At 58.8% G+C, this 20,257-nt stretch carries 21 protein-coding genes; 6 read left to right on the forward strand and 15 right to left on the reverse strand.

All coding sequences use genetic code 11. The annotated features are described in order from the left end of the window. Positions 1 to 30: 30 nt before the first annotated feature. The 3 genes from PVE98_RS03295 to cspA form a co-directional block, all read right to left on the reverse strand. On the reverse strand, positions 31 to 276 hold the full coding sequence (locus tag PVE98_RS03295) for a DUF2543 family protein (RefSeq protein WP_033752291.1): 246 nt from the start codon (positions 274 to 276) through the stop codon (positions 31 to 33). A gap of 52 nt (positions 277 to 328) precedes the next feature. Beyond that, complete coding sequence (locus PVE98_RS03300; RefSeq protein ID WP_033752289.1) at positions 329 to 805, reverse strand: cold-shock protein; 477 nt, start codon at positions 803 to 805, stop codon at positions 329 to 331. A gap of 259 nt (positions 806 to 1,064) precedes the next feature. Then, a complete protein-coding gene (gene cspA, locus PVE98_RS03305) occupies positions 1,065 to 1,277 on the reverse strand; it encodes an RNA chaperone/antiterminator CspA (RefSeq protein WP_023479762.1) in 213 nt (70 codons plus the stop codon). A 406-nt stretch (positions 1,278 to 1,683) separates the two neighbouring features. On the opposite strand from cspA, the gene PVE98_RS03310 reads away from it, so the two are divergent. The 5 genes from PVE98_RS03310 to PVE98_RS03330 all read left to right on the forward strand — a co-directional run bounded on the left by PVE98_RS03310 (position 1,684) and on the right by PVE98_RS03330 (position 8,199). Next, complete coding sequence (locus PVE98_RS03310) at positions 1,684 to 3,342, forward strand: sensor histidine kinase (RefSeq protein WP_096073770.1); 1,659 nt, start codon at positions 1,684 to 1,686, stop codon at positions 3,340 to 3,342. After that, the gene (locus PVE98_RS03315) at positions 3,329 to 4,027 is read left to right on the forward strand and encodes a response regulator (RefSeq protein ID WP_096073769.1); all 699 of its coding nucleotides are present in this window, start codon (positions 3,329 to 3,331) and stop codon (positions 4,025 to 4,027) included. The genes PVE98_RS03310 and PVE98_RS03315 overlap by 14 nt, the downstream gene beginning before the upstream one ends. A gap of 179 nt (positions 4,028 to 4,206) precedes the next feature. Then, on the forward strand, positions 4,207 to 5,295 hold the full coding sequence (locus tag PVE98_RS03320) for an ABC transporter substrate-binding protein (RefSeq protein ID WP_048780879.1): 1,089 nt from the start codon (positions 4,207 to 4,209) through the stop codon (positions 5,293 to 5,295). 71 nt (positions 5,296 to 5,366) lie between these two features. Continuing rightward, complete coding sequence (locus PVE98_RS03325) at positions 5,367 to 7,136, forward strand: iron ABC transporter permease (RefSeq protein WP_033752272.1); 1,770 nt, start codon at positions 5,367 to 5,369, stop codon at positions 7,134 to 7,136. Continuing rightward, positions 7,129 to 8,199, forward strand: coding sequence for an ABC transporter ATP-binding protein (locus PVE98_RS03330; RefSeq protein ID WP_096073768.1), 1,071 nt, complete (start codon positions 7,129 to 7,131; stop codon positions 8,197 to 8,199). The genes PVE98_RS03325 and PVE98_RS03330 overlap by 8 nt, the downstream gene beginning before the upstream one ends. 37 nt (positions 8,200 to 8,236) lie before the next feature. On the opposite strand, the gene hemW is transcribed toward PVE98_RS03330, so the two are convergent. From hemW to PVE98_RS03350, 4 genes are read right to left on the reverse strand one after another with little or no spacing between them, the layout of a single operon-like run. After that, positions 8,237 to 9,376, reverse strand: coding sequence for a radical SAM family heme chaperone HemW (gene hemW, locus PVE98_RS03335; RefSeq protein ID WP_096073767.1), 1,140 nt, complete (start codon positions 9,374 to 9,376; stop codon positions 8,237 to 8,239). Beyond that, entirely contained in the window at positions 9,369 to 9,962 is a 594-nt protein-coding gene (locus PVE98_RS03340; RefSeq protein ID WP_096073766.1) for an XTP/dITP diphosphatase, read from the reverse strand. Before PVE98_RS03340 ends, hemW begins: the two co-directional genes overlap by 8 nt. Positions 9,963 to 9,979: 17 nt before the next feature. Next, complete coding sequence (locus tag PVE98_RS03345; protein ID WP_033752264.1) at positions 9,980 to 10,534, reverse strand: YggT family protein; 555 nt, start codon at positions 10,532 to 10,534, stop codon at positions 9,980 to 9,982. A gap of 12 nt (positions 10,535 to 10,546) precedes the next feature. Beyond that, positions 10,547 to 11,254, reverse strand: a complete 708-nt coding sequence (locus PVE98_RS03350) for a YggS family pyridoxal phosphate-dependent enzyme (protein WP_096073765.1) — start codon at positions 11,252 to 11,254, stop codon at positions 10,547 to 10,549. 16 nt (positions 11,255 to 11,270) lie between these two features. Here PVE98_RS03350 and PVE98_RS03355 point away from each other — a divergent pair, with 16 nt between their 5' ends. Then, positions 11,271 to 12,323, forward strand: coding sequence for a type IV pilus twitching motility protein PilT (locus PVE98_RS03355; RefSeq protein ID WP_407568542.1), 1,053 nt, complete (start codon positions 11,271 to 11,273; stop codon positions 12,321 to 12,323). Here PVE98_RS03355 and ruvX read toward each other — a convergent pair. From ruvX to metK, 8 genes are all read right to left on the reverse strand, one after another. After that, positions 12,292 to 12,708, reverse strand: coding sequence for a Holliday junction resolvase RuvX (gene ruvX / locus PVE98_RS03360; RefSeq protein WP_033752261.1), 417 nt, complete (start codon positions 12,706 to 12,708; stop codon positions 12,292 to 12,294). The two genes, PVE98_RS03355 and ruvX, sit on opposite strands and share 32 nt — an antisense overlap. Further along, positions 12,708 to 13,271 carry a YqgE/AlgH family protein gene (locus tag PVE98_RS03365; RefSeq protein WP_033752258.1) on the reverse strand — a complete coding sequence of 188 codons (564 nt, stop codon included), beginning with the start codon at positions 13,269 to 13,271 and terminating at the stop codon, positions 12,708 to 12,710. The genes ruvX and PVE98_RS03365 overlap by 1 nt, the downstream gene beginning before the upstream one ends. A gap of 81 nt (positions 13,272 to 13,352) precedes the next feature. Continuing rightward, complete coding sequence (gshB, locus tag PVE98_RS03370; RefSeq protein ID WP_033752255.1) at positions 13,353 to 14,297, reverse strand: glutathione synthase; 945 nt, start codon at positions 14,295 to 14,297, stop codon at positions 13,353 to 13,355. A 116-nt stretch (positions 14,298 to 14,413) separates the two neighbouring features. After that, complete coding sequence (gene rsmE / locus PVE98_RS03375) at positions 14,414 to 15,145, reverse strand: 16S rRNA (uracil(1498)-N(3))-methyltransferase (RefSeq protein WP_033752252.1); 732 nt, start codon at positions 15,143 to 15,145, stop codon at positions 14,414 to 14,416. 73 nt (positions 15,146 to 15,218) lie between these two features. Next, the gene (gene endA / locus PVE98_RS03380; protein WP_048780887.1) at positions 15,219 to 15,926 is read right to left on the reverse strand and encodes a deoxyribonuclease I; all 708 of its coding nucleotides are present in this window, start codon (positions 15,924 to 15,926) and stop codon (positions 15,219 to 15,221) included. Between the two features lie 77 nt (positions 15,927 to 16,003). Next, the gene (locus PVE98_RS03385; protein WP_033752556.1) at positions 16,004 to 16,516 is read right to left on the reverse strand and encodes a SprT family zinc-dependent metalloprotease; all 513 of its coding nucleotides are present in this window, start codon (positions 16,514 to 16,516) and stop codon (positions 16,004 to 16,006) included. 251 nt (positions 16,517 to 16,767) lie between these two features. Further along, complete coding sequence (locus PVE98_RS03390; protein WP_033752553.1) at positions 16,768 to 18,165, reverse strand: sugar porter family MFS transporter; 1,398 nt, start codon at positions 18,163 to 18,165, stop codon at positions 16,768 to 16,770. A gap of 433 nt (positions 18,166 to 18,598) precedes the next feature. Continuing rightward, a complete protein-coding gene (gene metK / locus PVE98_RS03395; protein WP_033752247.1) occupies positions 18,599 to 19,750 on the reverse strand; it encodes a methionine adenosyltransferase in 1,152 nt (383 codons plus the stop codon). Positions 19,751 to 20,257: the final 507 nt, after the last annotated feature.

Here is a 20,257-nt window from a genome sequence, read left to right on the forward strand (position 1 = left end):
GCTTGTCGATGTCAGGCGCGCCTTGCGAGGTTACTCGTTGCCCCACTGGTTAAGAAACTCAGCGATCTCGTCAATACGCTGCGCGTCGATGCCCGCTTCCACAGCCATCTCCTGCTGCGCTTCTTCGCTGATTTCCTCGTTATTCATCAGACGCGTAATCAGCAGCTGGAAATAGCGCGCCAGCGAATCGCGTTCCGAGTCGCTAACCGGCTTGTCGCTCTCCGTCGCATACTCATCCGCAACGTCGTAATATCTGATTGGTATTTCATCGTTCATAAAGAGTCTCCAGGATAACGCCTGTTGTACTTGCGGGACTGTCTGCCGTATCTCAGACCTTGAGCATTTTCGCTGTGGCATCTACGTCGATCTCATCTTCCGAGAAGATCAGCGTCGTTCCCTGGAAAGTGGTGATCGCCAGTTTTCTCACCGCGCGCATTTCGCCAGGCTTAGCGTCGGTTTTCGGCCGGATGTTATTCAGCAGCGAACCCACAGAGAGCACGGTATTCTCTTTATCGATGCGGCTATCCGCCGGCACCTCTTCGCTGAAGACCACGAAAGATTTGATTGCGGTGAGCTTGATGCGCTCGCCAGCGATAAAGATATATTTGCTCTCCGGGAGCACCTTCACAGCATAAGCTGACGGCCCCTTGCTGTTGGTGGTGGGTTCGAAGGTCACCGCCGCATTCTTTTTGATCAGCTCAGGGTTGGCGACCTTGATCACATGAAAATAGCGGTTGTCGCCGTTTTCATCTTTGATAAATCCAAAACCCTTGTCCTGAAACCAGGTTGTGATCGTTCCGTTCATCGCCGTTACCGCCTGTTTAATCGTTAATCTACTCAGTTTTTGCAGCGCGCAGTGTAATGCACAATAGCAGTGCCGACTACGGCTTTGGGTAAGTGTGGATGATAAATTTAACGGGTGCGAGAAGAGAGCGGGCCGCTCGAGGGGAAACAGATATGAAAAAACCCGCACAGGGCGGGTTTTTTTCATTATCAGCGGCAGCTTAGCCGCTCAGGCTTGCGCCTTCATCGCTATTGTAAGCGTCGCTGATAACAGGCGCGTCTTACAGCGCGGTGACGTTGCCGGCAGCAGGGCCTTTAGCACCATTTTCGATGGTGAAAGAGACTTTCTGGCCTTCGTCGAGGGTTTTGTAGCTGTCGCTCTGGATTGCAGAGAAGTGTACGAATACATCTTTGCTGCCGTCGTCCGGAGTGATGAAGCCGAAACCTTTGTCAGAGTTGAACCATTTTACTAAACCAGTCATTTTGTTAGACATAGATATTTCCTTAATTTATGAGCCACTTAAAGCGGCGATGATGGCCTGAGAATTACTTATGGGGCGCTTAGGAGGAGCTCACGAAGAAGGGTATCTTTGGATAACACTTGAACTGAGGACTGCTTTACTAAAACTGCTTTCATAAGGTCTGTATTCCAAACCGATGGCGCTATTAAGCCACAGGGCATGAGGTCTGGCAACATTTATATTAATTTATTTTAACCACTTATACACCTGGACGGCTGCATGGATAGAAGCTTTGCGGACTTATCCGCTAATGCAACACGTCACCCGTCTCGCTGAGATGGTAGCCAGTTCACAACTCTGGGCTTAGCCAGCCGCTGGCCGCCTGCGCGCATGATAGTCTTGCCTGATGCCGCGCACTCGCTCCTGTATAACGGGTTGTATGAAACGCAGATTGCCTTTTCAGGTAAAACTCTTTCTCTCTCTGGTGCTGTTTTCCTGCCTGCTGCTAGCGCTGCAGGGCGCGATCCTGTTTCATTTTATCGACCGGCAGCTGCATCACGATCTGGGGCAGCGCGCGCGCGTGCAGGCGAGCGAAATTGCGCTGATGCCCGGCCTGGCGGAGAAGGTGGCGAGCCGCGATATCGCGGCCATCGCCCGCCTGATCCAGCCGCTGCGCGAGCAAAGCGACGCGAGCTATATCGTGATCGGCGACGCGCGCGAGCAGCATCTCTACCACTCTGAATCGCCCGAGCGCCTTAACTTGCCGCTGATTGGCGGCGATAACGCCGAGGTGCTGCAGGGGAAAACCATTATTTCGGTGCGGAAGGGCGGCATCGGCGTATCGCTGCGCAGCAAGGCCCCCATCTTTGATGCCCGCCATCAGGTGATCGGCATCGTCTCGGTCGGTTATCTCACCTCCTATATCGCCAATATCAACGTCAGCCTGCTGTGGCAGGCGAGCCTGTACGGCCTGGCGCTGCTGATTTTGCTGTTTATATTTTCATGGGCTTTTAGCCGCAACCTCAAGAAGCAGATGTTCTGGCTGGAGCCGAAAGATATCGCGCTGCTGGTGCTGCAGCAAAAAGCGCTGCTCGAGGCGATGTATGAAGGGGTGTTCGCCGTTAACGCCGAAAAGCAGCTGATCTTAATCAATCGCGCCGCCAGAGAGCTGCTGGAGCTCGATCGCAGCGAGAGCGAACTGCTGGGCAAGCCGCTGCATGAGGTGATGCAGATCCATCCCGCTTTTCTCAGCCAGAGCGGCGGACAAGAGAGCGGACGCCAGCACGATCAGATCACCGTCCTGAATCAGCGTCAGGTGATCGTCAACCGGGTCGCTATCGATCTTGAACCTGGCGTGCCGGGCGGCTGGGTCTGCAGTTTCCGCGATAAAAACGACATCAACACCCTGAGCAGCCAGCTGAGCCAGGTAAAGCGCTATGCGGATAACCTGCGCATTATGCGCCACGAACAGCTCAACTGGACCGCCACGCTGGTGGGGCTGCTGCAGATGCAGCGCTACGACGATGCGATGCGCTATATTCAGGCGCAGTCCGCCGGCGCGCAGCAGGTGCTCGATTTCGTCTCGGCGCGCTTTACTTCGCCAGCGCTGTGCGGACTGCTGCTGGGGAAATATGTCAGCGCGCGGGAAAAAGGGGTCGAGCTACAGTTCGATCCCGCCTGCCAGCTCATGCGCATCCCCGCGACCATTAGCGAAACCGCGCTGATGTCGGTGGTGGGCAACGTGCTGGATAACGCCGTAGACGCTACGCTCAACGTGAAAAAACCTGCACCGCCGGTGGAGCTCTATATTTCCGACCGCAATCAGGAGCTGTTGATCGAAGTGGCCGATCAGGGCTGCGGCGTGGACGAACAGCTGAAACCGCATCTGTTCGAGCAGGGCGTGACCAGCAAGCCCTCCAGCGGCGACGATCCGCTCGGCTCGGAGCACGGCATCGGCCTCTATCTGGCGGCAGGATACGTTCATCAGGCGGGCGGCAGCATCGAAATCAACGACAATGCGCCGCAGGGAACGATTTTCACCATTTTTATCCCGTTCCCGTCCGCCGCTTCGACAGGAATTTCTCATGAACAACGCTAAGCCGCTCAAGGTAGTGATTGTGGAAGATGAGCCGCATCTCGCCGCTTTGCACCGCGAGTTTATCGAGCAGCATTTCCATCTGCGCGTGGCGGGCATTGCGGCCACGCTGGAACAGGCGCGCCAGCTGATCGAGCAGCATCAGCCGCGGCTGGTGCTGCTCGACAATTATCTGCCGGACGGGCAGGGCGTCACGCTGATCGACGACCCGCTGCTGAAGCGTTTTGACTGCTCCGTGATCTTTATTACCGCCGCGAGCGACATGCAGACCTGTAGCCATGCGATGCGCAGCGGCGCGCTGGACTATCTGCTCAAGCCGGTCTTTTTTCACCGCCTGCGCGCCTCGCTGGAGCGCTTTATGCTGCTGGTGCAGACGATGCGCCAGATGACCAATGTGGACCAGCATGCGCTGGACAAGCTGTTCAACCTGCCAGCCAGCGACGCGCCGCCCGCGCCGTCGACTAAAGGCATCGAGTCTCTGACCCTGACGCGAGTTAAACGCTTTTTCAGCGATGCGCCTGACCGCAGCTGGTCGGTGGAGCAGGTGGTAGAGAACGTCGGGATCAGTAAAACCACCGGCCGCCGTTATCTGGAGTATTGCGTGGAGATCGGCTTTATCGGCGTCGAAATGCAGTATGGCAATATCGGCCATCCGCGGCGGCTCTATCGCAAAATTAGCGGCCTGTAATAGTGTGATCGCGCGCAATAAGAGCACGCGTCGCCTACGTGGTTTTAATGGTGTTAATTGCCGAAAAAACGCCAATAATCACACTTCGCGAAGATAACGCCTGGGCACCTCTTGTCTGGCGGACCCGATCGGCTATGTTGACCCTTAGTTCCTAAAGTGTAACTAAAAGGTTAAATATAATGTCGAACAAATATCCTCTTACTCTGGTTGCCGCTACCGTATTTATCTCCTGTTCCGCCTTCTCCGCGCCGCCGCAGGGCTATCCGGCGGACTATCAGGGCGTTATCGACGCCGCGACCAAAGAAGGCAAAGTGGTGATCTATTCCACCACCGACACCAAAGCCGCAGGGCCGCTGATCAAGGGGTTCGAGGCCACCTATCCCGGCATCAAAGTCGAATATAACGACATGAACAGCACCGAGCTGTACAATCGTTTTATCAGCGAGCAGGCCTCCGGCGGCACCAGCGGCGACGTGGTCTGGAGCTCCTCCATGGATACCGGCCTGAAGCTGGCGACCGACTATGCTCAGGAGTATCAGTCGCCCGAGCTCGCTCAGCTGCCGAAGTGGGCGGTGTGGAAAAACCGCGCGTACGGTACCACCTACGAGCCGGTGGTGATTATCTATAACAAGCGGCTGATCCCGGCTGGCGAGGTGCCCGATTCACACGCCGCGCTGGCGAAGCTGATCGCCAGTCAGACCGACAAATTCAAGAGCAAAGTCACCACCTACGATATCGAAAAATCGGGGCTGGGCTTTATGCTGTCGGTGCAGGATTCCAAAGCCGATCCGCAATATTTCAAAACCTTGTCTGAAGTGGCGAAGGGCGGATTAGCGGTACAGTCCTCTACCGGCACCATGATGGAGCGGGTCTCCTCCGGCGAAAACCTGATCGGCTTCAATATTCTCGGCTCCTATGCCGAAGCCCGCGCCAAAACCGATCCTTCGCTGGGCATCTCTTATCCGAAGGATTACACGCTGGTGCTGTCGCGCGTCTCCTTTATCAGCCAGCAGGCGCAGAACAGCCATGCGGCGAAGCTGTGGCTCGATTACGTGCTCTCTGAAAAAGGGCAAACCATTCTGGCGAATCAGGCCGACATTCCCTCGCTGCGTAACGATATCGAAGGCAAAAACGATATCGACGGCCTGACCAAAATGTTAGGCAATGCGCTGAAGCCTATCCCGGTAGACGAAAGCCTGCTGGAGTACCTGCAGCCGAAAAAACGTCTGGATTACATCAAACAGTGGCGCGCAGCCGCCGGTAAATAACGGCAGTTCGGAAGCGCGGCCCGCTGCGTCGCGCTTCTCTTTCCTCAGATTTCGCCATTCAGGGTCTCAATATGAATGCATTGCGCAGAAAGTGGCAAAGCCTGCCGCGCGGCGTCGTGGTGCTGTTAACCGCGCTGGTTATCTATGTACCGCTGTCGTTTATCGTCATCCAGAGCTTTTTATCCGCCCCCTTTTTTGCGCCGTCAAAAGAGTGGAGCCTGGAGTCATTTGAATTTATTTTCACCGACCCCGACTTCTACAAGGCGCTAAAAAGCGGCTTTATTCTCGCCTTTGGGCTGGTGATCATCGCCATTCCGCTGGGCGGCATCCTGGCGTTTCTGATGGTGCGTACCGACCTGCCGGGCAGACGCATTATCGAGCCGCTGATCCTCGTGCCGATCTTCGTCTCGCCAATGGTGCTGGGTTTCGGCTATGTGGTGGCCGCCGGGCCGGTCGGCTTCTTCTCGCTGTGGGCGCAGTCCCTGCTCGGTTTTGTGCCGTGGAATATCTACGACATGTCGAGCATCGTGGTGATTGCCGGGCTGACGCACGTTCCCCATGCCTATCTCTATATCTCCTCGGCGCTGCGCAGCGTGGGATCGGATGTCGAGGAGGCGGCGCGCATCGCCGGCGCCTCGCCGCTGCAGGTGATGACGGCGGTGAGCCTGCCGATGGTGCGCCCCTCGATCCTCTATGCCGTGGTGCTGCTGTTCTTTCTCGGACTGGAAGTCTTCGGCCTGATGCTGGTGCTGGGCGATCCTGAAGGCAATATGGTGCTGGCGACCTATCTCTACCAGCTGACCAATAAGCTCGGCACGCCTTCGTATCACCTGATGGCCGCGGTGGCCGTGGTGCTGATCTGCATTACCATTCCGCTGGTGATGCTGCAGCGTCGCCTGATGCGCACCGCTAACCGCTTCGTGACCGTTAAGGGCAAAGCTTCCCAGGCGCGCGCCTTGCCGCTGGGGAAATGGCGCTGGGTGGCGGGCGCGGTAGTGGCGTTCTGGTTGACCGTAACCATTGGCGTGCCGCTGCTGGGCGTGGTGCTGCGCGCCTTTATCTCTAACTGGGGCGTCGGCGTCTCGCTGTGGGACGAGCTGTCGATCAAAACTTTTCAGACTATCTGGGCGCAGCCAAATCTGCTGCGCGCCATCGTCAACTCCATGGCGATCGGCGTGATCGGCGGCGCGTTAGCGGTGGGATGCTACCTGTTCATCGGCATCGCCATGCACCGCAAGCCTGACAACACCACGCGCTTCCTCGACTACAGTGTGCTGGTGCCGCGCGCCGTGCCGGGGCTGCTGGCGGGCCTGGCGTTTCTCTGGGTGTTTTTGTTCCTGCCGCTGTGGCTGGACAACTCGCTTAAATCGGGCTGGCTTTCCGATTTCGCCTGGTCGCAGTGGCTGCGCGATAACCTCATCGTCTGGCTGCGCTCGCTGCGCAGCACCATCTTCAGCGTCTGGCTGGCTTACACCGTGGTGTGGATGGCCTATGGCCTGCGGCTGATCTCCTCGACGCTGCTGCAGGTAGGGCCCGAGCTGGAAGAGGCGGCGCGCAGCACCGGCGCCACGCGCGGGCAGATTACGCGCCACGTGACGATCCCGCTCTCACGCTACGGCCTGATCGGCTCCTGGCTGCTGATGTTCCTGATTTTTGAACGCGAATACTCCACCGGCGTTTATCTGCTGTCGCCCGGTACGGAAACCATCGGCTCAATGCTGGTTTCCCTGTGGGCCGCGGGCGCGATCGATATCGTCGCCGCGCTCTCCTTTATTAACATCCTGCTGGTGGTGGTAGGCCTGGGTATCGCCCTGCGATTTGGAGTTAAATTACATGATTGAATTATCAGTAGAAGATCTGCATTTAACCTATGGCGACAACCCGGTTCTGAAAGGGGTCTCCATGAATTTACAGCGCGGCGAAGTGGTGTCGCTGCTTGGCCCCTCCGGCAGCGGCAAAACCACGCTGCTGCGCGCCGTCGCCGGGCTGGAAAAGCCGACGCAGGGCAAGATTATCATCGGCAAAAACCAGGTGTATGCCGGTACGCCGCGCAGTGAGATCCCGGCGGAAGAGCGCAACCTCGGGCTGGTGTTTCAGTCATACGCGCTGTGGCCGCATAAGACGGTGTTTGAGAACGTGGCCTATCCGTTAAAGCTGCGTAAGATCGCTTCCGCGGAGATTAATCAGCGGGTGCAGGACGTACTCAACCAGCTGGGGCTGGGCCATCTGGGCAAGCGCCATCCGCACCAGCTTTCCGGCGGACAGCAGCAGCGCGTCGCCATCGGCCGTGCGCTGGTCTATAACCCACCGGTGATCCTGCTGGATGAGCCGCTATCGAACCTCGACGCCAAACTGCGCGAAGAGGCGCGCGTCTTCCTGCGTGAGTTGATTATCAAGCTCGGGCTGTCGGCGCTGATGGTGACGCACGACCAAAACGAGGCGATGGCGATTTCCGACCGCATCCTGCTGCTGAATAACGGCAAGATCGAGCAGCAGGGCACGCCGCAGGAGATGTACGGCTCGCCGAAAACTCTTTTCACCGCTGAGTTCATGGGCAGCAACAACCGGCTGCACGGAAAAATCGCCGAGCTGCGCGACGGTAAAGCGCGTATCGAGGGCAAAGGCTGGAGCCTGTGGGGCAGAGCGGGAGAAGGTGTGCAGCAGGGCCAGGAGGCCACGGCGGTGATCCGCGTAGAGCGCGTGAGGCTGGTGGAAGGGCCGGGCGAGAACCAGCTGGAACTGCCGCTGGTCACCAGCATGTATCTCGGCGATCGCTGGGAGTACCTGTTCCGCACCGCAGGCGACGATTTCACTATTCGCGCCTACGGCCATGAGGTGCGCGACCCGCAGCACTGCTATCTGGCGCTGCCGGAAAACCATCTGTGGATCTTCCCGAAGGCATAACAGTAAGGGCGGCCTGCGCCGCCCTCGTTGTTTCCCCTTACTCCTCCGCCAAAAACAGCTCCAGCAGCGAGTTCAAAAACAGCTTACCTTTTTCGGTTACCTGCCAGTGCGTGGCGCTCTCCGCGACGTAGCCTGCTGCGATCGCCGCATCCATCTGTGGGCGAATGGTCTGCTCGCTCAGGCCGGTATAGCGCGCAAACTCCTCGCGCGGCGCCGCTTCCAGCAGGCGGAAACGGTTCATGAAGTACTCGAACGGCTTCTCCGCGTCGTCGACCTCATACTGCTTCTCCTGATAGCGGCCCTGCATAAAGCCGCGCGGGTGGCGCGTCTTCACGGTACGCACGATGCGCCCGTCAGGCTGGGTCAGCTTGCCGTGCGCGCCGCAGCCAATGCCGAGGTAGTCGCCGAAGCGCCAGTAGTTGAGGTTGTGCTCGCAGCGGTAGCCCGGCTTCGCGTAGGCGGAGGTCTCATACTGCTGATAGCCGGCGGCGGTCAGCAGACGATCCCCTTGCTCGAAAATATCCCACAGCGCGTCGTCGTCCGGCAGCGTCGGCGGACGCGAGCCGAACAGCGTATTCGGCTCGATGGTTAGCTGATACCAGGAGAGATGCGGCGGGTTGAGCGCGATCGCCTGCTTCAGGTCGCTCAGCGCCTCCTCCAGCGACTGATCGGGCAGGCCGTGCATCAGGTCGAGGTTAAAGCTGCGCAGATGCAGCCCCTCAGCCAGTTGCGCGGCGCGCTTCGCCTCGTCCGGGCCGTGAATGCGTCCCAGCCGCTCCAGCTTCTGCGGGTCGAAGCTCTGCACGCCGATAGAGATACGGTTAATGCCCGCCAGCTGATAGGCGCTGAAACGGTCAGCCTCTACGGTGCCGGGATTGGCTTCCATGGTGATCTCCGCATCCGCCGCCAGCGGCAGCCGCGCGCGCACGCCGTCCATCAGCATCTGCATCGCCTCGCCGCTCAGCAGGCTCGGCGTGCCGCCGCCGATAAAAATGGTGCGTACGGCGCGCCCGTGGGTCAGCGGCAGGTCGTTTTCCAGATCGCGCAGCAGGTGCTGCACATACTCGACGTGCGGCACCTCGCCTTTTAACGCATGGGAGTTGAAGTCGCAGTAGGGGCACTTTTGCACGCACCACGGAATATGGATATAGAGGCTTAACGGCGGTAAATCAGGCATTGCGCATCGCTTCCAGCAGCAGCGTCAATGCTTTGCCTCGATGAGAAACCGCGCCTTTTTCCGTTTTGCTTAGCTCGGCGGCGGTTTTGCCCAGTTCGGGCACGTAGAAAATCGGATCGTAGCCGAAACCGCCTTCGCCGGCGGCGGAGCGGGTGATTTCGCCCGCCCAGCAGCCGTGGAACACCAGCGGCGTCGGATCTTCCGCATGGCGCAGATAGACCAGCACGCAGTGGAACTGCGCCTGACGTTCGCCGTCCGGCACCGTTTCCAGCGCGTTCAGCAGTTTCTCAAGGTTCTCCCGATCGCTGGCCGCCTCTCCGGCGTAGCGCGCCGAATAGATGCCGGGCGCGCCGCCCAGCGCATCCACCGCCAGGCCCGAATCGTCGGCGATGGCGGGCAGGCCGGTGATCTGCGCGGCGTGACGCGCTTTCAGAATGGCGTTTTCAATAAAGGTCAGGCCGGTCTCTTCCGCCGACTCCACGCCCAGATCGGTTTGCGCCACGATATCCAGGCCAAAGGCGGAGAGGAGATCCGCCAGTTCACGTACCTTGCCGGGATTGCCGGTGGCGAGCACAACTTTTTGCATAGCAGTTCCAGTCATATTTACAGCAGAAACCAGAGGCCCGGAAACAGGTCCATGCCGAGGAAGTTCAGGGCGTAGAGCACCAGGATCACAATCATCGCCGAGAAGTCGATGCCGCCCATCGCAGGCAGAATGCGGCGAATCGGCGACATCAGCGGTTCAGTCAGCTGCACCAGCACATAGTCCAGCGGGCCGCGTCCCTGGCTGATCCAGCTCATCAGCGAGCGAATGATGATCACCCAGAACACCAGATAACCGGCGGATTTCACCAGCGACAGCAGGCCGACCAGCAGATTGGCCGGATCGACCGAGAAGGCGCCGACCTGGATCAGCAGCAAAATCGGGTATTTCAGCGTCGTCAGCACAAATGCCAGCAGCAGCGAGGCGGTATCGATCGGACCAATAGCCGGAATAATGCGGCGCAGCGGCTTAATGATCGGCTGGGTGATCTTCACCACGAACTGCGACAGCGGATTATAAAAGTCGCAGCGCGACCACTGCATCCAGATGCGCAGCAGCAGCACCATCACATACAGATCGATCAGCGTTTTGACTAAAAACGTCAGTGTTAACATGAGGTTCCTCAATTATTGTTGTGGGTTGCGCGCATAATCCCGCGCGCCGAAAATCGCGGTGCCGATGCGCACCATGGTGCTGCCTGCGGCAATAGCCGCTTCCATGTCGTCGCTCATTCCCAGAGAAAGCGTGTCGACGTCGGGATAGCGCTGCTTCAGCTGACGGAAGGCGTCGGCCATCCGCTGACACACCGCCAGCTGGCGCGCGTAGTCGCTCTCTGGCGCCGGGATCGCCATCAGGCCGCGCAGCTGCAGCCGCGGCAGCGCGGCAACCTGCTGCGCCAGTTCGGGCAAATCCTCCAGCATGATGCCAGATTTGCTGTTTTCGTCACTGATATTTACCTGAATCAACACATTCAGCGGCGGCAGCGCGTCGGGACGCTGATCGTTCAGGCGCTGGGCGATCTTCAGGCGATCCACCGTATGGCACCAGGCGAAATGCTCCGCTACCAGGCGGCTTTTGTTCGACTGCAGCGGGCCGATGAAGTGCCACTCCACCTGTGGATGTGCGGCCAGCGCCTCAATCTTTTCAACCCCTTCCTGCACGTAATTTTCGCCGAAGGCGAGCTGGCCGGCTGCGATGGCTTCTTCGACCGCGCTCGCAGGTTTGGTTTTACTGACGGCAAGCAGCGTAACTTCTTCTGGATCGCGCCCGCATTGCGTTGCGGCAGCGCGGATCCGCTGACGCAGTTGCTGTAGGTTGTGCTGGATTGAGGTCATCGTCAGGAGGCTATCTATGGAGTTGGAAGAAATGGTGGCGCTTAGTGTAAAGCATAATGCCGCCGATCTGCACCTGTGCAGCGGAGATTCGCCGCGCTGGCGGCGCCACGGCAGGCTGGAGCCGCTCCCCGATCTCGCGCCGCTCACGGCCGACTGGCTGGAGCAGGCTGTCGGGCGCTATCTCGATCCGCGACAGCGCGAAGAGCTGGCGGCGCAGGGGCAAACCGACTGCGCTTTCTCGCTGGCCGACGGTCAGCGGCTGCGCGCCAGCCTGTTTCGCCAGCGGCAGGGGCTGTCGCTGGCGCTGCGGACGCTGGCAACCCGCTGTCCGAGGCTGGAGAGCCTGCGCCTGCCGCCGGCGGCGTCGCGCTGGCTGCAGCTGGAGGACGGGCTGATATTAGTGACCGGCGCGACCGGCAGCGGCAAATCGACCACGCTTGCCGCCATGGTCGACGCCATTAACCGCCAGCAGGCGAAGCACATTATTACGCTGGAAGATCCCATTGAGTTTATTCATCAGAGCCGGCAGTCGCTGATCCAGCAGCGCGAAATCGGCGCGCACTGCGCCTCGTTCAGCCTCGGGCTGCGCGCCGCGCTGCGTGAAGATCCCGACGTTATCTTGCTGGGCGAACTGCGCGACGGCGACACTATCCGTCAGGCGCTCACCGCCGCCGAAACCGGCCATCTGGTGCTCGCTACGCTGCATACGCGCGGCGCGGCGCAGGCCATCGATCGCCTGGTGGATGTCTTTCCGGCGGAGGAGAAAAACCTGGTGCGCGCCCAGCTGGCAGGCAGTCTGAAAGCGGTACTGGCGCAGAAGCTGATGGCGGCGCGCGACGGCGGACGCGTCGGGCTGTTTGAGGTATTGATCGCCACGCCCGCTATCGCCAACCTGATCCGCGACGGCAAGATGCATCAGATCGGCGCGCTGCTGCAAACCGGCGCGCAGGCCGGCATGCAAACCTTCGAGCAGAGCCTGCTGGCGCGGCAGCGGGAAGGGCTGGTCGCTCCTGAATCAGGCGAGAGCGAGGCGGGCCTTAATGGGTTTCGAACCAGTCCTGCAGAATAATCGCCGCCGACTGCGAGTCCACCGAGCCTTTATTCAGCGCGCGATAGCCGCCGCGCTCAAACAGGCCGGCACGCGCTTCTACCGTGCTGAGGCGCTCGTCCTGCAGCTCGACGCGCACGCCGAAGCGGCCGTGCAGACGGTTGGCGAACTTGCGCGCGCGCGCGGTCAAGGGCTGCTCGGTGCCGTCCATATTCAGCGGCAGGCCGACCACCACGAAATCAGGCTGCCACTCTTTCAGCAGGCGCTCGATCTGCAGCCAGTCCGGCGTGCCGTCCTGCGCTTTCAGCGCGGCGAGCGGACGGGCGCTGCCGGTCAGCTGCTGGCCGACCGCGACGCCGATGCTTTTGGTGCCGAAGTCGAAACCCAGCAGCGTTTGCGTCGTCATCAGGCGTGTCCCGCATCGCTGGCGATGCTGTGAATATCGATGCCGATGCTGCGCGCCGCTTCGCGCCAGCGATCGGCGATCGGCGTCTGGAACAGAATATTGCTGTTGGCGGGCGTGGTGAGCCAGGCGTTCTCCATCAGCTCGTTTTCCAGCTGATCTTTCTCCCAGGCGCAGTAGCCCAGCGCCACCAGCACATGCTCCGGCTGCGAAGCGGTGCCGAGCGATTCCAGCACGTCGCGCGAGGTGGTGATCACCGTGGTGTCGGAAATGCGGATGCTGGAAGAGAAGATGCGCTGCGCGGAGTGAAGAATAAAGCCGCGATCCTCAGCCAGCGGGCCGCCGCTGAATACCGGTTTGTCCAGACGAATCGCGGGATCGCGCTCGCCTGACGTGATTTTCAGCTTCTTTAAAATGCCTTCGACCGTCAGATTTTCCATCGGCTTGTTGATAATCAAACCCATCGCGCCTTCTTCATTGTGCTCGCAGATATAGACCACGGAGCGTTTGAAAAAGGGATCCTGTAGGGAAGGCATGGCAATCAAAAAATGATGCTGTAAATTCATTCTCACTCGATGTACCAAAAATAGCCGGCGCGGGTATGCGCCGGTTTGGGTTGATCACGGAGCCTGGCTCCAGGGTCATGCTCAGCCCAGACGCTTCTCGATAGCGTCCATCAACATACCGGTGATGGAGATCGGGAATGCGGCTTCGATTTCACGCACGCAGGTCGGGCTGGTGACGTTCACTTCAGTGAGTTTATCACCAATGATATCCAGGCCGACAAAAATCAATCCTTTTGCTTTCAGCGTCGGGCCAACGCGGCGGGCAATTTCCCAGTCGCTTTCGCTCAGCGGGCGCGCTTCGCCGCGGCCGCCTGCCGCCAGGTTGCCGCGCGTTTCGCCGCCCTGCGGGATGCGCGCCAGGCAGTAAGGCACCGGCTCGCCGTCCACTACCAGCACGCGCTTGTCGCCTTCTTTAATGGCCGGCAGATAGTTCTGCGCCATGCAGAAGAACTGGCCGTGGTTGGTCAGCGTCTCGGTGATCACGCCGAAGTTCGGGTCATCCTGCTTGACGCGAAAAATCGATGCGCCGCCCATGCCGTCCAGCGGCTTCATGATAATGTCGCCGTGCTCCTGCCAGAAGGCGCGCAGTTTCTCTTTGCTGCGCGTCACCAGCGTATCCGGCGTGAACTCCGAGAACCAGGCGGTGTAGAGCTTCTCGTTACAGTCGCGCAGGCTCTGCGGCTTGTTGACGATCAGCGTGCCTTGCTCTTCGGCGCGCTCCAGAATATAGGTAGCGTAGATAAACTCGGTATCGAACGGCGGATCCTTACGCATCAGGACCACGTTGAGATCGGCCAGCTTGATCTCCTGCTCGCTGCCGAACTCATACCATTTATCATAGTTCTGATCGACGCTCAGCAGGCGGGTGCGGGCGTAAGAGACGCCGCCGCGCAGCGAGAGATCGGCCATCTCCATATAGTGAATTTCGTAACCGCGGCGCTGTGCTTCCAGCAACATGGCGAAGCTGGTGTCTTTTTTAATGTTAATGGACGCGATGGGGTCCATAACGATGCCAAGTTTAATCATTATTCTCTCCTCAGAGAGGCGGTCTTTTCCGCCTCGTTCTGTGCGGTCAGCGCAGGCTGACCAGTCAGGACGCCAGTAAGTGCTGCGCGCGTCTTAATATAAACCCTGATTATTCCCTAGCCGAGATCGCCAAACCTCACCTGGAGTGCCGTAATCGCGGTCAGCGCGGTGGTTTCCGTGCGTAAAACGCGCGGGCCGAGCAAAATATCGGTAAAACCGCGCTCGCCGGTCATGGCTATCTCCTCGGCGCTTAGCCCGCCTTCCGGGCCGATCAGCAGGCGAACCCGCTCGACCGGCTGCGGCAGCGTGTTGATGCTCTGCTGCGCGCGCGGATGCAGGTTAAGTTTCAGGCCGTCGTCGGCCTCGGCGCACCAGGCCTCCAGCGTCATCGCCGGGCGGATTTCCGGCACGCGATTGCGTCCGCACTGTTCGCAGGCGGCGATAGCGATTTTTTGCCACTGCTGGCGTTTTTTCGCCAGCCGTTCGGCATCCAGCTTTACGCCGCAGCGTTCGGAAAAAAGTGGAGTAATCACGCTCACGCCCAGCTCAATCGATTTCTGGATAGTGAACTCCATCTTTTCGCCGCGCGACATCACCTGGCCGAGATGCAGAAACAGGGGAGACTCACGATCGTCGGGCTGGCCTTCAAGGACTCTTACTTTTACACGCTTTTTATCGACAAGAGTGATCTCTGCCGCAAAAGTCAGATTAGTGCCATCAAAGAGTTCCAGACGCTGGCCGCTGGTCATGCGCAGAACGCGTCCAACGTGGTTAGAGGCGTCTTCGTCCAGCGCGATCTCGCTGCCGCTGGTTAAAGGTTCGGAATGATAAATGCGAGGTATGCGCATACAGGCCCTGAAAGCTGAGCGCCGCGCACCCGGCGCGGCAATATCGAGAAGACGTTAGTGTAGGGCAGTGATTTTAACGCTGGCAAGCCTGCTGCACATAAGGATTGTGATTACCCTGCACGCGCGCGATGCGCTGGTCGCGTTCGCACTCCCAGCTGGAGACCGGATAGAGCTTGTCCCAGACGGTGAAAAGCTGAGTCTGCTGGCGCGACAGACGCAAGTGATACTGGTCGCGCATATAGAAGTAGGTGCGCGCAATGGCGCCGCGAGCGCGGGCGGGCGGCTCGGCCTGCTTGTTCTTGAAGTCCACCTTCATGGCGCACTGGCCATACTGCTGTTCGCCGCCGTTCCACTGGCTGTAGGCGAAGTTGCCCCGGTCGCCGTTGACCTCGCCGACGGCGGGCTGCAGATTATGCAGATCGCTTTCGATGCGGCGATAGTCGGCGTCTTTGCTGCAGTTTTTGCGGCCGCCGTTCTGCCAGCACTGGCGCTGGTGGCCAAACTCCCAGGCGGGCATAACATGTTCCCACTCGATACGACCGGCGCGGTTGGCGTTTTTACGCACCTGATAGCCGCAGCTGTTGAGATCGGGTATGCCTTTTTTACCCTGCCAGCTGATTTTACAACCGCAGTAGAAGGAGCCGGGCGCGTCGGCGTTGATCGCCGCAGCGAAGGTTTTCGCCTGCTGAAAGTTATTCTGATGGTAGTTGTTCAGTGCGATCGCCTGGGCAGCGAAAGGGGAGAGCAGCAGCGCGACGGCGCAGATAATTTTGCGAGACATGTTGCGGAATTATTCTCAGTCGGTAAAAAAGTGCGGCAGGGTAGCAGAATGACGTCGCGAGCGGAATGGGAATAGCCTCAGGCTGGCGAATAGTCGCCCGGTTTTAGCAGGCTTTTGCAGCGCACGCAGCGGTATTCGCTTTCGCCGCGCAGCACGCGGTTGTGGCGGCGTACCGTGAGGTGATGCTGCTGGCATCCGCAGCGGTAGGGGAAGGTGGCGGCGCGCACCGAGGCGATTTCGAACTGATGGGTGCGACGCGCGGGCACGCCAAGCACCTCCTGCATCATCCACTTCCACTCTTTGCCGTGGGGCGGCACGCGGCCAAAGACTTTCCATACCAGCAGATGCGCCAGCTCGTGCGGCACCACTTCATCGACGAACGCCTGCTGGTTTTCCAGCAGCAGCACCGGATTGAGGCGAATTTCCCACTTTTCCAGCCAGGCGGTGCCTGCCGCCGTGCCGCGCTGCTGATAGACCAGCGCCGGTTCGGCAAACGGGCGCTCCAGCCTGTCGCTGGCAAGCTGTAAAAAATGGCGCAGCGAGCGCATAACGGCCTGCTGGAGAGCGATGGGAAGTCGGGGCGTTTTCATGCCGGAAGCATAGGCGGCGCGGGCGAAGAACTCAATCAAATAAAAAAGGCGGGCCATAAGGCCCGCCTTCAGACGGCTAACAAACTCAAAACACGGGTGACAAGGACCGAAGAGCAAAGCGTCCCGCGCAAGGGACTGCGCGGGCCGAGCCGCCATGGATGGCGCTTTTGCGTCTTTGCGATCGGGCCTTGTCACCCGTGTCCGCACATTGCTAACCGCTTCAGGCGGGCCTTTTGGCCCGCCTGAGTAACTTAGTTGTTTGAACCGATATCGCGCAGTTTCTTGCCGGACATCAGGTTGCGCTCGATGTGCTCCAGCGAAACGTTTTTGGTTTCCGGAATCAGCATCAACGTCAGCACAATGAAGAAGACGTTCAGCAGCGCATAGACCCAGAAGGTGTTCGCGTTGCCCAGCGTATTCAGCATGGTCAGGAAGGTCGCGCCGACAATCATGTTGGCGATCCAGTTGGTCGCGGTCGAAACGGTAATACCGAAGTCGCGGCCTTTCAGCGGCTGGATTTCCGAACACAGCACCCAAATCAGCGGGCCGGCGCTCATGGCGAAGCCGACGATAAACATCAGCAGCATGGCGATAGCAAAGTACTGCGCGCCCTGCGAATGGATGCCCATATGCAGCATGGTGCCCAGCACGCCCATACCCGCCGCCATCACCAGGAAGCCCAGGATCAGCGTCGGTTTACGGCCCCAGCGGTCCACCAGACCGATAGCGATAAAGGTCGCCAGTACGTTGACCAGGCCAACGATAACGGTGCCCCACATCTGCTCGGTGGTATTGGTGAAGCCGGCGATTTCAAAAATCTTCGGCGCGTAGTACATGATGACGTTCATACCGGTGAACTGCTGCATCACCTGCAGCAGCACGCCGAGGAACACCGCGCGGCGGAAGTTGCTGTTGCTCTGGAACAGCTGCCAGCCTGACTGCTTGATCTTCAGGCTCTCGCGGATCTCTTCCAGCTCGCGTTTCGCCTGCTCGCTGGTGTCGCGCAGACGATCCAGCACGCGCTGGGCGTCGCGGAAATCGCCTCTGGCCGCCAGCCAGCGCGGACTGTTGGGCAGGAAGAAGACGCCCACCAGCAGCAGCACCGCCGGAATAGTGATGATGCCTAGCATCCAGCGCCAGTCGCCGGACGCGCTGAAGGCGGTGTCGGAGAGGTAGGCGCCGAGAATACCGATGGTAATCATCAGCTGATAGAGCGAAATCATCGAGCCGCGAATTTTTTCCGGCGCGATTTCCGACAGGTAAAGAGGCGCGGTGTAAGAGGCAACGCCGACGGCGAGACCCAGCACGACGCGTGCGACGATCAGCATTTCCGGATTCGGCGCCATGGCGGACCAGAGCGAACCGATAACGAACAGAATGGCGCCGGCCATCAGGCTCTTTTTACGACCGAGACGCGACGACATCCAGCCGGAGCCGACCGCGCCGACCGCTGCGCCAAACATCATGGAGCTAACGATCCACTCCTGCTGGTGTGCGGTAACGTTAAAGTCTTTGGCGATAAACGGCAGCGCACCTGCGATAACACCGATATCCAGTCCAAATAACAGCCCTGCGAGAGCTGCAAGAAAGCAGACAAACAAGGTCATTGCCTTGTTTGAGGTTCTGCTTTTGTGAGTGTTGCCAGGCATGTTGCCTCCGAGTTTATCCATCATTGTTGTTATCTAATGTTAAAAAACCTTTCTCGGGTAAAAAGTGAGGACGATCACGCTAATGTAATCGCTTACACACGCTGAAACCCTGAAATTCAGCATATTCAGCCCAAAAAGGTTAACTAACCAGTAAGGTATAGCACTTGTTAAGTTTCCGACATGGCGTCAATTATCGGCTATCAGAGGACGCTGAAAATAACGCATTTTCAGCCGAATAACCACGCAGGTTAAATCCTAAATAACAGATTAATAAAGCGTTTCAATTTGTAATCGGTAACACGCCGAGGCTTGACGAGTGTGAAAAGTGTAGTAGAGAAAAGGAAATGTGCTGAATGGGGCGGAAAGCGGAGAAAAAAGAGGCCAAAAAACAAGGCTCTCCCCTGCGACAGGGGAGAGCCTTGAGAGAGAAACCTTACAGGCCAGCAGCGTCGCGCAGCTGAGCAGCTTTGTCGGTTTTTTCCCACGGGAAGTGTTCGCGACCGAAGTGACCGTAAGCGGCGGTCTCTTTATAGATCGGCTGCAGCAGGTCCAGCATCTGAATCAGGCCGTAAGGACGCAGGTCAAAGAACTCGCGCACCAGCAGCGTCAGCTGTTCGGTTGAGATCTTCTCGGTGCCGAAGGTTTCCACCATGATGGAGGTCGGCTCCGCTACGCCGATAGCGTAAGAGACCTGAATCTCGCAGCGGTCGGCCAGGCCGGCGGCAACGATGTTTTTCGCCACGTAGCGCGCCGCGTAGGCCGCAGAGCGGTCAACCTTCGATGGATCCTTGCCGGAGAAAGCGCCGCCGCCGTGACGCGCCATGCCGCCGTAGGTATCGACGATGATTTTACGGCCGGTCAGGCCGCAGTCGCCCATCGGGCCGCCGATAACGAAGCGACCGGTCGGGTTAATGTGGTACTTGGTGCTGGCGTTGATCCACTCGGTCGGCAGCACCGGCTTGATGATCTCTTCCATCACCGCTTCGCGCAGGGTTGCCTGGTCGATATCTTCAGAGTGCTGGGTAGAGAGCACCACCGCGTCGATACCGACGATTTTGCCGCCGTCGTACTGGAAAGTGATCTGGCTTTTCGCGTCCGGACGCAGCCACGGCAGCGCGCCGTTTTTACGTACTTCAGACTGGCGCTGCACCAGACGGTGCGCATAGGTCACCGGTGCCGGCATCAGCACGTCGGTTTCGTTGGTGGCGTAGCCGAACATCAGGCCCTGGTCGCCCGCGCCTTGCTCCAGCGGATCGGTGCGGTCAACGCCCTGGTTAATGTCGGGCGACTGCTTGCCGATGGCGCTCAGAACGGCACAGGAGTTGGCATCAAAGCCCATATCGGAATGGACATAACCGATTTCACGTACGGTATTGCGGGTAATCTCTTCGATATCGACCCATGCGCTGGTGGTGATTTCACCGCCGACCAGCACCATACCGGTTTTAACGTAGGTTTCGCAGGCCACGCGCGCTTTGGGATCCTGCTCGAGGATGGCGTCCAGCACGGCGTCAGAAATCTGGTCGGCGATTTTATCAGGATGTCCTTCTGATACGGACTCGGACGTAAAAAGGTGTTTAGCCATTCTGTTCTTTACCTTACAAATGGTTTGAATTCGACTGCATAGCGTAAGTGAGATGAACTTACTTGACGCCCCTTCAGGCAAAGCCGCGAGCAGTTTTAGAAGTGTCAGTATGTCAGACGTAAAACGCCTGGATGTTAACCAGTTTAGATGGAAAACCATCTGGACGGCTATTTTAGGTTAAGGGGTGAACGAAATGCCAGCCCTTTTTCTGTTTCCGCATTTTTCGGAAAAGTAGCCGCTGGCAAAAAATCGTGACGCGGAACGGCGGCAAACCAGCGAAACGCTTTGCAATTTCGCCCGTCAGGCGGTATAAAACGCCGCTGCTGCCTGCAGCCATAAGGATGACGCCGCTGCGCGTAAGCCACTGTCAGAGCCTCTCTGACGTTCGCCCAGATTATTTCCACATGCCAAAACATGTGTGGAGGTGACAGAAGTAATGAACCACGCTCTCCTCTCTTGCGGTTCTCTGCGCTCAACGGGCGCGCTGGCGTACTCCTTTCCTGTCTT

Origin of the sequence: Pantoea sp. GABEPS69 (genome assembly GCF_045780835.1) — a bacterium.
Classification (GTDB): Bacteria; Pseudomonadota; Gammaproteobacteria; order Enterobacterales; family Enterobacteriaceae; genus Pantoea; species Pantoea septica.

Coding starts and splice junctions, on each gene's coding strand:
- PVE98_RS03295 (WP_033752291.1), bottom strand. CDS start 276: ATGAACGATGAAATACCAATCAGATATTACGACGTTGCGGATGAGTAT.
- PVE98_RS03300 (WP_033752289.1), bottom strand. CDS start 805: ATGAACGGAACGATCACAACCTGGTTTCAGGACAAGGGTTTTGGATTT.
- cspA (WP_023479762.1), bottom strand. CDS start 1,277: ATGTCTAACAAAATGACTGGTTTAGTAAAATGGTTCAACTCTGACAAA.
- PVE98_RS03310 (WP_096073770.1), top strand. CDS start 1,684: ATGAAACGCAGATTGCCTTTTCAGGTAAAACTCTTTCTCTCTCTGGTG.
- PVE98_RS03315 (WP_096073769.1), top strand. CDS start 3,329: ATGAACAACGCTAAGCCGCTCAAGGTAGTGATTGTGGAAGATGAGCCG.
- PVE98_RS03320 (WP_048780879.1), top strand. CDS start 4,207: ATGTCGAACAAATATCCTCTTACTCTGGTTGCCGCTACCGTATTTATC.
- PVE98_RS03325 (WP_033752272.1), top strand. CDS start 5,367: ATGAATGCATTGCGCAGAAAGTGGCAAAGCCTGCCGCGCGGCGTCGTG.
- PVE98_RS03330 (WP_096073768.1), top strand. CDS start 7,129: ATGATTGAATTATCAGTAGAAGATCTGCATTTAACCTATGGCGACAAC.
- hemW (WP_096073767.1), bottom strand. CDS start 9,376: ATGCCTGATTTACCGCCGTTAAGCCTCTATATCCATATTCCGTGGTGC.
- PVE98_RS03340 (WP_096073766.1), bottom strand. CDS start 9,962: ATGCAAAAAGTTGTGCTCGCCACCGGCAATCCCGGCAAGGTACGTGAA.
- PVE98_RS03345 (WP_033752264.1), bottom strand. CDS start 10,534: ATGTTAACACTGACGTTTTTAGTCAAAACGCTGATCGATCTGTATGTG.
- PVE98_RS03350 (WP_096073765.1), bottom strand. CDS start 11,254: ATGACCTCAATCCAGCACAACCTACAGCAACTGCGTCAGCGGATCCGC.
- PVE98_RS03355 (WP_407568542.1), top strand. CDS start 11,271: ATGGAGTTGGAAGAAATGGTGGCGCTTAGTGTAAAGCATAATGCCGCC.
- ruvX (WP_033752261.1), bottom strand. CDS start 12,708: ATGACGACGCAAACGCTGCTGGGTTTCGACTTCGGCACCAAAAGCATC.
- PVE98_RS03365 (WP_033752258.1), bottom strand. CDS start 13,271: ATGAATTTACAGCATCATTTTTTGATTGCCATGCCTTCCCTACAGGAT.
- gshB (WP_033752255.1), bottom strand. CDS start 14,297: ATGATTAAACTTGGCATCGTTATGGACCCCATCGCGTCCATTAACATT.
- rsmE (WP_033752252.1), bottom strand. CDS start 15,145: ATGCGCATACCTCGCATTTATCATTCCGAACCTTTAACCAGCGGCAGC.
- endA (WP_048780887.1), bottom strand. CDS start 15,926: ATGTCTCGCAAAATTATCTGCGCCGTCGCGCTGCTGCTCTCCCCTTTC.
- PVE98_RS03385 (WP_033752556.1), bottom strand. CDS start 16,516: ATGAAAACGCCCCGACTTCCCATCGCTCTCCAGCAGGCCGTTATGCGC.
- PVE98_RS03390 (WP_033752553.1), bottom strand. CDS start 18,165: ATGCCTGGCAACACTCACAAAAGCAGAACCTCAAACAAGGCAATGACC.
- metK (WP_033752247.1), bottom strand. CDS start 19,750: ATGGCTAAACACCTTTTTACGTCCGAGTCCGTATCAGAAGGACATCCT.